This is a genomic window from Clostridium sp. CM041 (assembly GCF_055081035.1).
Genome location: NZ_CM143648.1, coordinates 23,867 through 37,876, shown reverse-complemented (window position 1 = coordinate 37,876; position 14,010 = coordinate 23,867). Strand labels below are relative to the sequence as shown.

At 30.7% G+C, this 14,010-nt stretch carries 13 protein-coding genes; 1 reads left to right on the top strand and 12 read right to left on the bottom strand.

Annotation, left to right across the window (positions count from 1 at the left end; all coding sequences use genetic code 11):
- Positions 1 to 220 precede the first annotated feature (220 nt).
- On the bottom strand, positions 221 to 1,249 hold the full coding sequence (locus ACWJJT_RS00185) for a deoxyguanosinetriphosphate triphosphohydrolase (RefSeq protein ID WP_462955579.1): 1,029 nt from the start codon (positions 1,247 to 1,249) through the stop codon (positions 221 to 223).
- A 181-nt stretch (positions 1,250 to 1,430) separates the two neighbouring features.
- Between ACWJJT_RS00185 and ACWJJT_RS00180 the strand changes: the two genes are divergently transcribed.
- Positions 1,431 to 2,495 (top strand): CotS family spore coat protein, encoded by a 1,065-nt coding sequence (locus tag ACWJJT_RS00180; RefSeq protein ID WP_462955578.1) that lies wholly within the window; start codon positions 1,431 to 1,433, stop codon positions 2,493 to 2,495.
- An 88-nt stretch (positions 2,496 to 2,583) separates the two neighbouring features.
- Here ACWJJT_RS00180 and ppdK read toward each other — a convergent pair whose 3' ends face one another.
- From ppdK to rpsU, 11 genes are all read right to left on the bottom strand, one after another.
- A complete protein-coding gene (gene ppdK / locus ACWJJT_RS00175; protein ID WP_462955577.1) occupies positions 2,584 to 5,220 on the bottom strand; it encodes a pyruvate, phosphate dikinase in 2,637 nt (878 codons plus the stop codon).
- Positions 5,221 to 5,623: 403 nt separating this feature from the next.
- The gene (locus ACWJJT_RS00170) at positions 5,624 to 6,223 is read right to left on the bottom strand and encodes a DUF4342 domain-containing protein (protein ID WP_462955576.1); all 600 of its coding nucleotides are present in this window, start codon (positions 6,221 to 6,223) and stop codon (positions 5,624 to 5,626) included.
- A gap of 64 nt (positions 6,224 to 6,287) precedes the next feature.
- Positions 6,288 to 7,070, bottom strand: a complete 783-nt coding sequence (recO, locus tag ACWJJT_RS00165) for a DNA repair protein RecO (RefSeq protein ID WP_462956809.1) — start codon at positions 7,068 to 7,070, stop codon at positions 6,288 to 6,290.
- Positions 7,067 to 7,948: a GTPase Era gene (era, locus tag ACWJJT_RS00160; RefSeq protein ID WP_462955575.1), complete on the bottom strand. Its 882-nt coding sequence runs from the start codon at positions 7,946 to 7,948 to the stop codon at positions 7,067 to 7,069. The genes recO and era overlap by 4 nt, the downstream gene beginning before the upstream one ends.
- Positions 7,949 to 8,002: 54 nt before the next feature.
- Positions 8,003 to 8,401 (bottom strand): cytidine deaminase, encoded by a 399-nt coding sequence (locus tag ACWJJT_RS00155; protein WP_462955574.1) that lies wholly within the window; start codon positions 8,399 to 8,401, stop codon positions 8,003 to 8,005.
- 146 nt (positions 8,402 to 8,547) lie between these two features.
- A complete protein-coding gene (locus tag ACWJJT_RS00150) occupies positions 8,548 to 9,246 on the bottom strand; it encodes a diacylglycerol kinase (RefSeq protein ID WP_165414663.1) in 699 nt (232 codons plus the stop codon).
- Positions 9,247 to 9,309: 63 nt separating this feature from the next.
- The gene (gene ybeY / locus ACWJJT_RS00145; RefSeq protein ID WP_462955573.1) at positions 9,310 to 9,810 is read right to left on the bottom strand and encodes an rRNA maturation RNase YbeY; all 501 of its coding nucleotides are present in this window, start codon (positions 9,808 to 9,810) and stop codon (positions 9,310 to 9,312) included.
- A gap of 16 nt (positions 9,811 to 9,826) precedes the next feature.
- Positions 9,827 to 11,956: an HD family phosphohydrolase gene (locus tag ACWJJT_RS00140; protein WP_462955572.1), complete on the bottom strand. Its 2,130-nt coding sequence runs from the start codon at positions 11,954 to 11,956 to the stop codon at positions 9,827 to 9,829.
- Positions 11,957 to 12,036: 80 nt separating this feature from the next.
- Positions 12,037 to 13,194: a sporulation protein YqfD gene (yqfD, locus tag ACWJJT_RS00135; RefSeq protein WP_462955571.1), complete on the bottom strand. Its 1,158-nt coding sequence runs from the start codon at positions 13,192 to 13,194 to the stop codon at positions 12,037 to 12,039.
- Positions 13,187 to 13,471, bottom strand: coding sequence for a sporulation protein YqfC (gene yqfC, locus ACWJJT_RS00130; RefSeq protein WP_165414659.1), 285 nt, complete (start codon positions 13,469 to 13,471; stop codon positions 13,187 to 13,189). The genes yqfD and yqfC overlap by 8 nt, the downstream gene beginning before the upstream one ends.
- A gap of 334 nt (positions 13,472 to 13,805) precedes the next feature.
- Positions 13,806 to 13,982 (bottom strand): 30S ribosomal protein S21, encoded by a 177-nt coding sequence (gene rpsU / locus ACWJJT_RS00125; RefSeq protein ID WP_165413737.1) that lies wholly within the window; start codon positions 13,980 to 13,982, stop codon positions 13,806 to 13,808.
- Positions 13,983 to 14,010 lie beyond the last annotated feature (28 nt).

The window sequence follows — 14,010 nt, the reverse complement described above, 5'->3', positions numbered from 1 at the left end:
GATTATTACCACCTTACTTATATAAGTTCACAATATAATTTTATTCGACAAAAAAGTGTATTATCCTTCTTTAAAATCATTTTTTTTAAAAAAATTATGTTTGCTTATACTATATTCTTTATAAAACACAAATTTCCTTCAATATTTGTATTTTTTATTTTTTATTTATAAATTTTATATTAATATGTTTTCCAAACCCAATATTTGTTTCTATCATATTTTAATAAATAACAACCCTAGGCACATATAAATCATTAAAAAGCATTAAACAATAGTCATCACTCATACCAGAAATATAATCTGCTACTCCTATATGTAGACCTTCATACTTAACTATGCTTTTATAAAAGTCCGGCATAGCCAGTGGATTATTATAGTAATATTTAAATACATGCGTTACCACAAATTGTGATTTTTGTCTTTCTGCCTTTAAGATTTCACCTTTGTATATATTTTCAAACATAAAATTTCTTAATTCACCCAATGCACTTCCAACACCTTCACTAAGTGATACACCTATATCCCCTATATCTAAGTTATTTATGGTGTTATAAATACAGTCTTTAACTAAAGTATCTATTCGCTTGCCATGATTTGCCCCTAATACTTCAATAGCACCTGGAGGTAGCATTGCTTCAGTTAACAATCCAGCTCTTATAGAATCGTCTATATCATGATTTACGTATGCAATCTTGTCACTATACCTAACAACCTGACCTTCAAGTGTTGAAGCCTTTCCAATTTTAGAAGAAAACCCACTATGATTGAGAATTCCATCTAGCACTTCCGCGCTCAAATTAAGACCAGCACCTAATTTTTCAATTTTTGTTAAAACTCTAATACTATTTTCATTGTGCCTAAATCCTTGTGGCAAAATATCATTAAGCACCTCTTCACCATTATGAGCAAAAGGTACGTGCCCTATATCGTGACCCATTGCTATAGCTTCTATTAAATCTTCATTTAAGCCTATGCCTCTCCCTATAGTTTTAGCTATCTGTGCAACTTCTAAGGTATGTGTTAATCTTGTTCTATAGTGATCACTACTAGTCTTTATGTATACTTGAGTTTTATGCTTCAATCTTCTAAATGATTTACTATGTATTATCCTATCTCTATCCACCATATAACAGGTTCTTACCTCATCCTTATCCTCTAATACTTTCCTTCCTTTTGAGTTTAGAGATAACGCCCCATATCGTATAATGCTATTACCTTCATTATTTTCTATTTTTTTGCGAATATCCATGGTTTTCCTCCTAAATTTAGGCATCTTCTAAAAACGGTTGATAAGTATGCATATTATTTTTTAAAGACGCTTTAGTTAGTATTCTACGAATCAAATTAATTTCCCTTTTTTAATGTTAAATGTATAATATTAAAGTTTTATTAATATCCTAATAATGTAATAATTTTTTAGGAGTGTTAAGATGCCATCTACGGCTAAAAACTTTAATAACATAAATTTATTGTCTGCCGAAAATGTAAAAAGACACATTCTGCCTCAATATAACTTAACTAATGCTGATATCACGCAAATCAAATTTAAAGATACAGATAAACAAAGGGCTGTATATAAAGTGCAAGACTTTGGTAAATGCTATTGTTTAAAAAAAGTTTATTATTCTATAAACGATTTATTATTTGTATACTCAGCTATAGAATGGTTATACAGAAATAATATCCATGTACCTCGCATACTTCCTACAAACACAAATAACAGATTTGTAAACTATAATAATATGTTATTTATACTCACCCCCTGGATTAATGGTATAAAATGTGATTATGATAATATTAATCATATTCTATTATGTAGTACCAATCTTGCAAATATGCATAAAGTCAGCATTAACTTTATGCCTATATATGGAAGTTCCATAAAAGAGGACTTTAGCCCTTTGGGCCCTTCCATATATAAACACTATGAAGGCCTTCTTAATTCCTCTAATTTGGCTTATAAATATAATGATGCCTTTTCAAATCTATACCTTAATCATTTTAAAACAAGTAGTAAGCTAGCTAAATATTCTGCAAACATTGCTTATGATATCAACCTCAATAATCTTACAAAATCATTATGCCACCTTGACTATGTTAATAAAAATATTATATTTGATACTAATAATGAAATATGGGTAATTGATTTTGATAAATGTAGAAATGACTTTTGCGCCCATGATATTTCCTACTGTTTAAGGCGCTTACTAAAAAGAGATAGTACAAAATGGGATTTAGATCTAGCAATACATTTTTTAGAATTATATGATAAAATCCTACCTTTAACCTTAGATGATTACAAATATATTTTTGTTTATTTGGCTTTCCCCCAAAGATATTGGAAAATATCAAGAGATTATTATGGTAATATTAACAAATGTAATAAAAAAGCCTTTTACCGCCTGCTAGATAACGCAACTAACAATAATGAATATCAATTAGATTTTGTTCAAAAGTTTAAAACGTATCTTAAAAATAAATTTAAAATAACATAATAAATCTGATATTTAAATTCTGTTAAAAGTAAAAAGCCGCTGCTTTGCAGTGGCTTTTTACTTTTAATTGATTAATTACATTTAAATATTATTTTTTTCTTGGATTGTTTATTTCAGCTTGAGCCGCTGCAAGTCTTGCAACCGGAACTCTAAATGGTGAACATGATACATAATCAAGTCCTACATTATGACAGAATTCAACAGAAGATGGATCTCCACCATGTTCTCCACATATCCCAAGTTTTATACCCGGATTAGCCTCTCGTCCAAGATCAGCTGCCATTTTGACGAGTTTGCCTACTCCTGTTTGATCTAATTTTTGGAATGGATCAAATTCATAAACTTTCTTTTCATAGTAATGTTTTAAGAAGTTTCCAGCATCATCTCTTGAAAATCCAAAAGTCATTTGTGTTAAGTCATTTGTTCCAAATGAGAAGAAATCTGCTTCTTTTGCTATTAAATCAGCTGTAAGTGCGGCTCTTGGTATTTCAATCATTGTACCAACCATGTATTTTAAATCAATGCCTGACTCAGCTATGATTTGATCAGCTACCCTTACTACTACCTCTTTAACATATTTTAATTCTTTAACTTCCCCAACTAAAGGAATCATGATTTCTGGAACAATATTGTATCCTTTTCTAGTTTTAACATCTATAGCTGCTTCAATAACCGATCTAGTTTGCATCTCAGCTATCTCAGGATATGATACTGCAAGTCTGCATCCTCTATGTCCCATCATTGGGTTAACTTCATGCAATGATTCAACAGTAGCTTTTAACTCTGCAAAAGTTATTCCCATATCTCTTGCTAATTCTTTTATATCTTCATCAGCATGCGGTAAAAATTCATGTAGCGGTGGATCTAAAAATCTGATTGTAGTTGGCCTTTCTTCAACTTCTTCATAGATTCCTATAAAGTCCTCTCTTTGCATTGGTAATAATTTTTGTAATGCTAATCTTCTTGAATCTTCATCCTTAGCAACAATCATTTCTCTTATAACCATTATTCTATCGGCATCAAAGAACATATGCTCTGTTCTACATAGTCCTATACCTTCAGCTCCATACTTAACTGCTTGAGCAGCATCCCTTGGAGTGTCGGCATTAGTTCTAACCTTTAATCTTCTTATTTCATCAGCCCAGCCCATAAATATTTCAAAATAACCATTTATTTCAGGCTCTACCGTTTTAATTGTTCCAGCGTATACATTTCCTGTACTTCCATCCATTGAAATAAAGTCGCCTTCATTATATATCGTTTGTCCAATTTGGAAACTCTTAGCTTGTTCATTAACTTTTAAGTCTGAGCATCCAGCAACACAACAAGTCCCCATTCCTCTTGCAACAACCGCAGCGTGTGATGTCATTCCACCTCTCACTGTTAAGATACCTTCTGCAGCAACCATACCTTCGATGTCTTCTGGTGAGGTCTCAAGCCTTACAAGGATAACTTTATTTCCAGCTTCATGTTTAATTTTTGCATCTTCAGCCGTAAAGTAAACTTTTCCACAGGCAGCTCCAGGAGATGCTGGTAAGCCTTTAGCTATTACTATAGCTTTCTTTAATTCTTTTGCATCAAAGTTAGGGTGGAGTAATGTATCTAGTTGTTTTGGCTCAACCTTCATTATAGCTTCTTTCTTTGATAACATTCCTTCTTCAACGAGTTCTACCGCAATTTTTAATGCGGCTTGCACCGTTCTCTTACCGTTTCTTGTTTGTAAAAAGTATAATTTTCCATCTTCGATTGTAAACTCCATATCTTGCATATCTTTGTGGTGAGTTTCGAGGGTCTTAACAATTCCCATGAATTCTTCATATACTTTTGGCATATCTTTTTCAAGTTGTGATATATCTTGTGGTGTTCTTATCCCTGCAACAACGTCTTCCCCTTGTGCATTCATTAAGTACTCAGCATATATTCTTTTTTCTCCTGTAGATGGATTTCTTGAGAAAGCAACACCCGTTCCTGATGTTTCTCCTTTGTTACCAAATACCATTTCTTGAACGCTTACCGCAGTTCCCCAATTTCCTGGAATATCATTTAATCTTCTATATACATTTGCACGAGGATTATCCCATGATCTAAATACTGCCGAAACAGCCTCTATTAACTGACTTTTAGGATCACTTGGAAATTCTTCACGTTTATATTCTTTGTAGAATTCTTTAAATTGTTTAACTAATTCTTTTAGGTCACTCGCATCTAATTCTGTATCAAATTTTACGCCTTTTTCTTCTTTCATTTTATCCATCATGTTTTCAAAGTTTCTTTTTTCAATATTCATAACAACATCAGCAAACATTTGGATAAACCTTCTGTAAGAGTCATAAGCAAATCTTGGATTATTCGTTAATTTTGCCATAACTTCTACTGTATCATCATTTAATCCAAGATTTAAGATTGTATCCATCATACCAGGCATCGATGCTCTTGCTCCAGATCTAACTGATACAAGTAATGGATTTTCTAAACTTCCAAACTTCTTTCCTGTAATGTTTTCAAGTTCAGCCATTTTAGCATGAATTTCATGAGTAATATCTGATGCGATCAATTGGCCATCTTCATAGTATTTATTACAAGCTTCTGTAGTTACTGTGAATCCCTGTGGAACTGGAATTCCAAGGCTTGTCATATCTGCAAGGTTTGCACCTTTTCCACCTAAAAGATTTTTCATTGACATATTACCTTCGCTAAATAAGTATACATATTTTTTGTTTTTCATTTTAACCCAACTCCTTCTAAATTATATATGATAATTAGTATATAAATATACCATTAACTACAATCAACACCATATTAACGAGATTTCAGAAGGAAAGTTTCCTTATGAATTCGTTAATGTTACAGCTTCGCAGAAGATTATTTAACCTTACTCAGGTTTTTTAAAACGGTATATATTTGAAATAAAACGTTTCCACAAAATGATATTATACTAAATTTTTACATACCTTTCCTAACATTATACCACGTTTTCACACTCAAATGCATCATGATTTAATCACTTTTGTTTAAGATATAGTTAGATTTTCACTTATATAAAGCCAGCAACTTATTAGTTGCTGGCTTTATATAAGTGAAAATAGCATTGATCAAAGTTTTAAAATAGAGAAAAAAGAATATATCAGTTACTCTTTTTTTCCTTCTTCTTTGTTCTGCTCATCAAATTTTACAGTATATTGATATACATTTTCATTATTGCTATCTTTACTACCTTTGTTAAGACTGTCTTTTGTATCATTAAATTTTTCTTTTACATCTTCACTTATATCACTCATTTTGCCTTTTACATCTTCAACTTTATTTTTTATAATAGTATTAATAAACTCCACAGAACCGTCCTCTTTAGTTATCTCAATATTAACCTTTGTGATTACTGCTGTTAATAATCCTATGCCAATTAAAGAGGGCATATATAATCCAACGAGACCTGCTGCAATACCAGCATTAACAGGTATATCTATAATCACAGTTTCATCTTTTTTTATTTTTATTCTTGTTACATTTCCTTTTCGTGCTGTATTCTTTATCCAGGTTACAAACTCATCCTTAGTCGTGTACATTTCTTTCATATTAAATTTTTCAGTTTTTTTTTGTTTTGCTTCGATATAAATCAAAGCATTAACTACATCACCATCGCATTCTTCTAATGCTTCTTTAGCATCAGTGTACGTAACTCCTGTTCGTTCTTTAACAATATCAATCTTCTCTAGTGTAATTTCTGCCATTGAAATATTCCTCCTTATAATTTGTCCAGTTGTAAATAACAATTATTCATTGTTATTCACCCACTTATAGAAGTGGGCGACTTTCCTTTTGAAATGTCATTAAGTAATTAAACATTTCTAAGCTCTTCGGCTTACGTGTATAATTTTGAGAAATAATAAAAGATAAAATTTTATACAACTCGAGCTTGGATGTTTTTGAAACAATAATTCTATTAATTTTATCCATACCAAAATTGTTTAAGAATTTTAATGTATTATATGTAGGATTTGAAATATATATACTATTTAATTTTTCACACTCTTTACAAATTGGGCCATAAGATATCAAATCAATGTTATTAGACATGGTTATTTTTTTTCTACATTTAACGCAGTAGTTAAAATTTAATGCATAACCTGTTGCCTTTAGAATTCTTATTTCAAAAGTTCTGGCTAGGACTTCTATATCCATAACGTCATTTTTCATGAAATAAAAGGCAGTAACTAAATTAATAAAAAGCTCTTTATTAACCTCTTCATTCTCCATTGTTATATCAATTAATTCATTAAAATACGAGGCATAAGTAATTGTATCTAGGTCCCTTAATAATTGTTGAAAAGAATCTATTATTGTAATTTCATTTATTGTATATAAATTTTTCCCTTTAAAAAGCACAAATTCACCATAGCAGCAAGGTAAGGTCGCTGATATATATCTGCTTTTATTTTTTCTGGCTCCCTTTGCTATGGCTGTTATTTTTCCAAATTCTTCAGTAAAAAGCCAAACTAACTTGTCAGTCTCTTTAAACTCTTGTGTCTTTATAACAATGGCCCTAGTTTTTAAAATCGACAGAAAATCATCCCCTATTTATACCCTAACTCTTTCAAAATACTTGAAGTATCTCTCCATTCTTTCTTTACCTTTACCCATAATCTCAGATGTATGTTTTCTCCTAATAATTTCATTATATCTTGTCTTGCATAAGTAGAAATTTGTTTTAGGGTTTTTCCACCTTTTCCAATTATTATTCCCTTATGAGAATCTTTTTCGCAAAGCAAGTTAACTTCAATATTGTAGATCTCTTTTTTATCTCTTTTCATAGTAATAATCTCTACTGCTATTCCATGAGGCACTTCTTGCGATAATAATTTCAAAGCTTTCTCTCTTATAATTTCAGTAATAATGAATCTTTCTTGCTGATCTGTAATCATATCTTCTGGGTAATATAAAGGCCCCTCTGGAATGTGCTCTTCTACAAGTTTAGTAACTATATCAATATTTTTACCTTTTAAAGCTGCAATTGGTATTATTTCCTTAAAATTAAAATACTCAGAATAACCTTGAATAGTTTTAGCTACCCTCTCTTGAGTATTCTCATCAATCTTATTAACTAATAAAAATACGGGTACCTTAGTATCTTTAAATTGTTCAAGAATATGCATATCACCTTTATCAATTTCATCTCCTGGCGTAGTTATAAATAATATAACATCTACTTCACTGGCAGATTGCTTTGCTACTTTAACCATATACTCTCCTAGTTTATGTCTGGGTTTATGCATTCCTGGAGTATCTACAAATATTATTTGAGATTCTTTAGTAGTTAAAATTGTTTGTATGTTATTTCTTGTAGTTTGGGGTCTATTAGACACAATTGATAATTTCTCCCCCATAATATAATTTATTAATGTAGATTTCCCTACATTAGGGCGTCCTATAATAGTTACGTATCCTGATTTAAACATATATCCTCCTTTTGATTATCTTTAGTAAATAGTATTTATTAATTATTTGTTATCTTACTTTAATAAATCTTCTTTAGTAAAAGCACCTGGTAATATTTCATCCATAGTCTTAATTATATAATTTTCTTCATTTTTCACTAATATAATATCAATATCTTTTGTGGCAAATTCTACTATAACTTGTCTGCAAATACCACATGGATAGGTCTTAGTTGACATATCTCCAACTATAGCAATAGCCTTGATTTTTTTATGCCCCTCAGATACAGCTTTGAAAATTGCTGTTCTTTCGGCACAATTAGTAGCTCCATAGGAAGCATTCTCAATATTGCATCCAGTATATATTGACCCATCTTCAGTAACAACTGCTGCGCCTACCTTAAATTTCGAATATGGCACATATGCATTTACTCTAGCATCTATTGCGATTCTAGCTAACTTTTTATAATCCATTAGCACACTCCTATTCAAATAATTTGACAGCTATTCTTCACATATACACGAAAAATCACGTATACCAATTATATCATTAAATATTAGTATTTCAATAATATTATAATTATATTTCGGATATTAGTCATTAGACATAAAAAAATTAATTATCCTAAAATTTTAAATAGTAGCAATGTTAATAAAGTCCCAAAAACACCACCAAAAACCACTTCTAATATAGAATGAATTTCTGAATCAACCCTACTTTGTGCAACAATTACAGCTAGCAAGTATGATAACACCATAATTAAAGGTTCATTCGTTAATAATGTTATGGCTGTAGCTACTGAAAAAGCTATGGTACTGTGTCCGCTGGGCATTCCTCCTCTGAGTGGTGTTCCTTCGCCATAAATCGCCTTAACTATTACTGTAGCAATGCAAATTATAACCAGCATAAAAAAAATCATGTCAGGGTCAGATTTTTTAAGTTTTAACATAACTGTCATATTAAAAGGAGTTATTCTATCCCAAAATATCACATAACCAACTAAGACTGAATTTATAGCGGTTACTAGTACTGCGCCAGCAGCGACATTTTTAGCAATTTTGGCTAGTGGATGATAAAAATTTGTTGTAGCATCTATGGCACATTCTACTGCCGTATTTATCATTTCAGCCACTATGACCATTGTTATAGTCATGGTAATAATTAAAAGTTCTATCTTTGACAAATCATAGAAAAAAGTGGCAGTAAGCACTACTATTGTAGTTAACATATGTATCTTCATATTTCTTTGCGTGCGAATGGAATATATGATTCCTTCAATAGCATAATTAAAACTATCAACTAATTTCTTAACCTTCATACTTAACCACCTTTAAAAATATTCTAATGCAGTAAGACACATGAAACTAACCATAAGTGTATCCTACCTAGATATTTTAAAATTGTTCAATATTTCTTCTTCTCTTTTTCTCATAATATCTTTTGGCTCTTCCTCCATGTGGTCATAACCTAACAGATGTAAAATTGAATGTACTGTAAGATACGCACATTCGCGAGTAAATGAATGACTGAATTCTTCACTTTGCTGTTTCGCTTTTTCCAGGGATAATGCAACATCCCCAATTACTAGCCTTTCATCATATAAATCACTTTGGTCAAATTCATAATTTACATACACATCTTTAAACACCTTATTTTCTGGATAATGTAACATAGGGAAAGATAGCACATCTGTAATTTTATCTATCCCCCTATGCTCTAGGTTTATTTTTCTGATTTCTTCGTTGTCAATAAAGATAACACTTACCTCATTATCTATAAAAAGTTTTTCTTCTTTAAGCGTATACTCAATGACATTTTTTATAACAGTTTCAAGTTCACTCGAAACTTCAATCTTATTTTGCCTATTATCAATAAAAATCATACTTATTTTTACTCCTTTATTCTAGCCTCATTTTTTTATCTTCATGTTCCTTATCTTTTTGCCATTTGTCCATTGGATACTCTATTCTCTCATGGTATATTCCAGAAAGCGCTTTTAAAAATGCCTTTCTTATCTTTTCTAAATCTTTTAAAGTTAAATCGCAATTATTTAGTTGTCCATCATTAAGTCTGCTTTTTATTAGCTTATTAACCATTTCCTCAACTTTACCTTTCGTAGGATTTGGAATTGATCTTACAGCTGCTTCCACTATATCAGACAACATTATAATTGCCGCTTCCTTGCTTTCAGGACTCGGTCCCTGGTATCTAAAATCTTCTTCTTTAACTTCATCTGGATTGTCACTAGAATTTTTCATAGTTATATAAAAATAATTAACTAAAGTCGTCCCATGATGCTGCCTAATGATATCTTGAATTACTTTAGGTATTTTAAATTCTTTTGCAAGCTCTAACCCATCCTTTACATGAGAAATAATTATAAGTGTACTTAAATTTGCAGTTATTCTCTCATGTGGATTATCATTTCCTAATTGATTTTCTTTGAAAAAATATGGTCTCTTTATCTTCCCAATATCATGATAATATGCAGCAGCCCTTGCAAGAACAGGATTCGCTCCAACAGCTTCTGCTGCAACCTCTGACAAGTTAGCTACAAGCACAGAATGATGATAACTTCCTGGAGCCTCCAAAAGTAGCCGCTTTAGTAGTGGGTGATTAGGGTTTGATAGTTCCAAAAGTTTCACTGTAGTCACTATATCAAAAAAGCTTTCAAAAAACGGCAAAAATCCTATAGTAAGTACTCCAGATATAAGACTTGCGAGATACACTAGTCCTGCCTTTTTTAAAACATCAATTATACTATTGCTTAGCAAAAACCCCATAGATAGATACACCATAAGGTTTATTATTGCAATATATATAGCTGAATATAATATATCGTTTCTTTGTTGCATTTTCTTTAATATCATAACCCCGACAATAGAATTTAGCACAGCTAATATTGTTATTTCAAAATTAAAATTAACTGCAACACTAATTAGAATGCAATTAAGAATATTTAGAGCTATTGATACTTCATCATCAATTAAAATGGTCATAAGCATTGGCACGCAAGCTAATGGAATTACAAACAAAGAAATTATGCCTAATGTTCTAGCCAGTAGTATAGCTATTATGCTAAGAAGATTAATCATAACTAATTTTTTTGTATCATTAAAAATCGCCGTATGATACTTATATAAATAAAACCATTGAAGTAATATTACTAGACATACAAGCGCTGCTACACTTGTATATAATGACCATTCAAAATTACTAGTATTATCTAGTAGCCCTAAGGATTCTAAAAGTGCCTTTTGCTCAGAGGTTATTGGCTCCCCCTCTTTTACAATGATCTGATCCTTCTTAATCATAACAGGTTTAACACTTTTCCTTGCTTCTTCTATTAACACATCTGTACTTTTTTTATCATAGATTGAATTAGGACGAACTTCTACATTTGCGATGGACATCCCTATCGTTCTTATTTCCTTAGGAAAATTTGAGTTATTAATAAGTGTAGCAATAATCCCCTTTGCCAATATAATTTCTTCAGGTTTATTTTCATTTATTGTGGTTATATCATAAAGGGTTGTTATCGTATCTTTAAGAAATATTTCTAATTCCTTGGCTTTTTTAATTTCTAAATTTACTAAAGTCTGATAATTTTCATCGGTAAAATTAGGAATTGGGTTGCTCTTTTTGAGTGAATCTATTTTTTCCTCTTCCGATAATGTTTTTTTAGATGCGTCTACGCTATTACTTGTGGATGATTTACTAGTGTTTAACTGGGTCACTGCTGAAAATAATTTACCGATATTTTCTATAGCCTTGTCATTTACTGAAACTTTAATTGTTTTTTTTCCTACGCTCTCTACAGCTTTTGTTCTATTGATTTCTGTGGCTCCTTCATTTTCAACTTCCCTAGGAGCTTTTATATCTACTTTTGCAATACTTCCCACATTTATTGTATACTTTTTTGGAACTAAAGCTGTTACTAAAATTGAATACATTATAATCGCCGTAACTATAAAAATCAAATATGATTTTGCTTTATTAAGCTTCATAAGTTCCCTTATATTTTTCATATCCCATCCCCACCTTTTCTTCTCGAGTAAACTATAAAAACATATTTTCTTTCTTAATGTTTAATGTTTTTTGAGATGCACTATTTTTTTTCGGGTATACTCACTTTTTCGGGTGTTATTTCTCCTTCTGAAGCAATATTTTCTTCAGCAACTACCACCACTCTTATTAGATACTTATCTTTCTCCTTTTTTACATCTTTAATTTTATCTATTATTTTTACACTTTTGTCTAAATTTTTTAAAATATTAGAATACATCCCCTCTACTACCTTACCCTCATCCGCAGGTATATTTTTTTCTTCAATTTCATAGTAGATTTCTTTTTTTATAAACTTACTGTTATTTTCTATTTTATCATAATTACTATATGGAATTATGTTATTTTTTAGATAAATTTTTTTATTTGCAAATTTTATATATAAATTGCTTATACTGTTTCCTGTTTTAACCTTTGATATATTGTTTAATGGGACTTCTTTAATCTCCTCGTAAAAAGTTTTTGCTATAACTTCCCCCTTCGCATGTACAGGATAAACACTCTCCTCCTTGCCCTGTTCTCCTTTAACTAACAGCTCCCCCTTTTGTATCATTTTCCCGGCTTCTACAACGGCTGTACCTTCTGTAGTGTATACTCTAACTACCATACCATGTTTGCTTGCTATTAAATTACAAGGTGTTTGGTTACTAATTATAATAGGCGGTGATTGTCTTTCTATTACATCAACTTTTAACTTAACACCGTCAATCCTTGCCTTTACCCACATTATTTCATCATTACTTCTTGTGATTTTATTTTCAATATCATAAACATCTATATTTTTCTTTTTAAGTCCTGGTCTTATCCCAAAACCCTTAATTTGTTGACGCAATTCATATGGGCTTATATAATTTTCCGTATTGATTTCTATATTCCATACAAATGTAGATAAATAATATATTACGCTCCCAAACAAGATTACCCCGAGTAGAAGTGCAGATCGACTTCTTAATTTTATTAAAAAAAATGATACTCCGCTCCTTACTATAATTTTAACTCTAGTGTCTGTTCGTTTTGCCACTTTACTAATCTCTCCATAGTCGCTTAATCTCACTTCTAAAACTACAGTTGTTATATTTATTTTTTTTATGTTCTTAACTGGAATACCATTTTTCCATAGTAAATTTATAAATTTTTCTGGCATTAATGATTGTATTTCCATTGTGATATTACCTTTTTTATATTTTTTAAAATTATTCATGACTTTCATACACAACTGACTTAAAGTTGCCACTCAAAGTTATTGTGTTTCCCCCTATAAATAGTATTTTAAAATTTTTACCGTATATCGAAATCGGACCCACATTGGAATTTATTTTTATTTCTTCTTCTTCAAAGATTACTACACCCTTATGGTTTTCTATATTTATTTCACTGTTAGCTAAAATAGTTATTTTTGGTAAATCTAACAGGATATCTCTTGGCAATTCTAACTTACTTGCTATAATTTCTTTCGTTTTATAAAATTTATTATCCATACACTCACCTCATAAAATACTTCATATTAAATTTATGAAAAAAAAGTCTAACAAATTACAGTTTTTAAATTTTATAATTTTTTCCAATAAAAAAAAAGACTCAGCAACCGCTGAGTCTTTCATTTATTCAAATACTATTTTGCTATTTCACTAATAAGTTCACCATCTGCATTGCTTATAACTTTAAGCAATGAGGCAAACATAATTTTTTCAATGTATTTCATGCCATTATCCACCAATTACACAACTGCCTTTTTGAATAGCTCTATAATTTCTAATCTAGTTAACTGCTGAGGAAGGCACTCTAACATTGCCTATTTCCATTTTAAAAATTCTATTTAAATTTTCTCTTTCTTGCAGCTTCTGATTTCAACTTTTTCTTAACGCTTGGTTTTTCATAGTGTTCTCTTTTTCTTACTTCTCCGAGCACTCCACTTCTTGCGCACTTCTTCTTAAACCTTCTTAAAGCATTCTCAATTGTCTCGTCTGCTCCAACCTTAATTTCTGACATCATTATCCCTCCCTCCGCTAGCTCAATT

Bases quoted from the DNA above. Each gene is read 5' to 3' on its own strand.
- ACWJJT_RS00185 (WP_462955579.1), bottom strand. From the start codon at position 1,249: ATGGATATTCGCAAAAAAATAGAAAATAATGAAGGTAATAGCATTATA.
- ACWJJT_RS00180 (WP_462955578.1), top strand. From the start codon at position 1,431: ATGCCATCTACGGCTAAAAACTTTAATAACATAAATTTATTGTCTGCC.
- ppdK (WP_462955577.1), bottom strand. From the start codon at position 5,220: ATGAAAAACAAAAAATATGTATACTTATTTAGCGAAGGTAATATGTCA.
- ACWJJT_RS00170 (WP_462955576.1), bottom strand. From the start codon at position 6,223: ATGGCAGAAATTACACTAGAGAAGATTGATATTGTTAAAGAACGAACA.
- era (WP_462955575.1), bottom strand. From the start codon at position 7,948: ATGTTTAAATCAGGATACGTAACTATTATAGGACGCCCTAATGTAGGG.
- ACWJJT_RS00155 (WP_462955574.1), bottom strand. From the start codon at position 8,401: ATGGATTATAAAAAGTTAGCTAGAATCGCAATAGATGCTAGAGTAAAT.
- ACWJJT_RS00150 (WP_165414663.1), bottom strand. From the start codon at position 9,246: ATGAAGGTTAAGAAATTAGTTGATAGTTTTAATTATGCTATTGAAGGA.
- ybeY (WP_462955573.1), bottom strand. From the start codon at position 9,810: ATGATTTTTATTGATAATAGGCAAAATAAGATTGAAGTTTCGAGTGAA.
- ACWJJT_RS00140 (WP_462955572.1), bottom strand. From the start codon at position 11,956: ATGAAAAATATAAGGGAACTTATGAAGCTTAATAAAGCAAAATCATAT.
- yqfD (WP_462955571.1), bottom strand. From the start codon at position 13,194: ATGAATAATTTTAAAAAATATAAAAAAGGTAATATCACAATGGAAATA.
- yqfC (WP_165414659.1), bottom strand. From the start codon at position 13,471: ATGGATAATAAATTTTATAAAACGAAAGAAATTATAGCAAGTAAGTTA.
- rpsU (WP_165413737.1), bottom strand. From the start codon at position 13,982: ATGTCAGAAATTAAGGTTGGAGCAGACGAGACAATTGAGAATGCTTTA.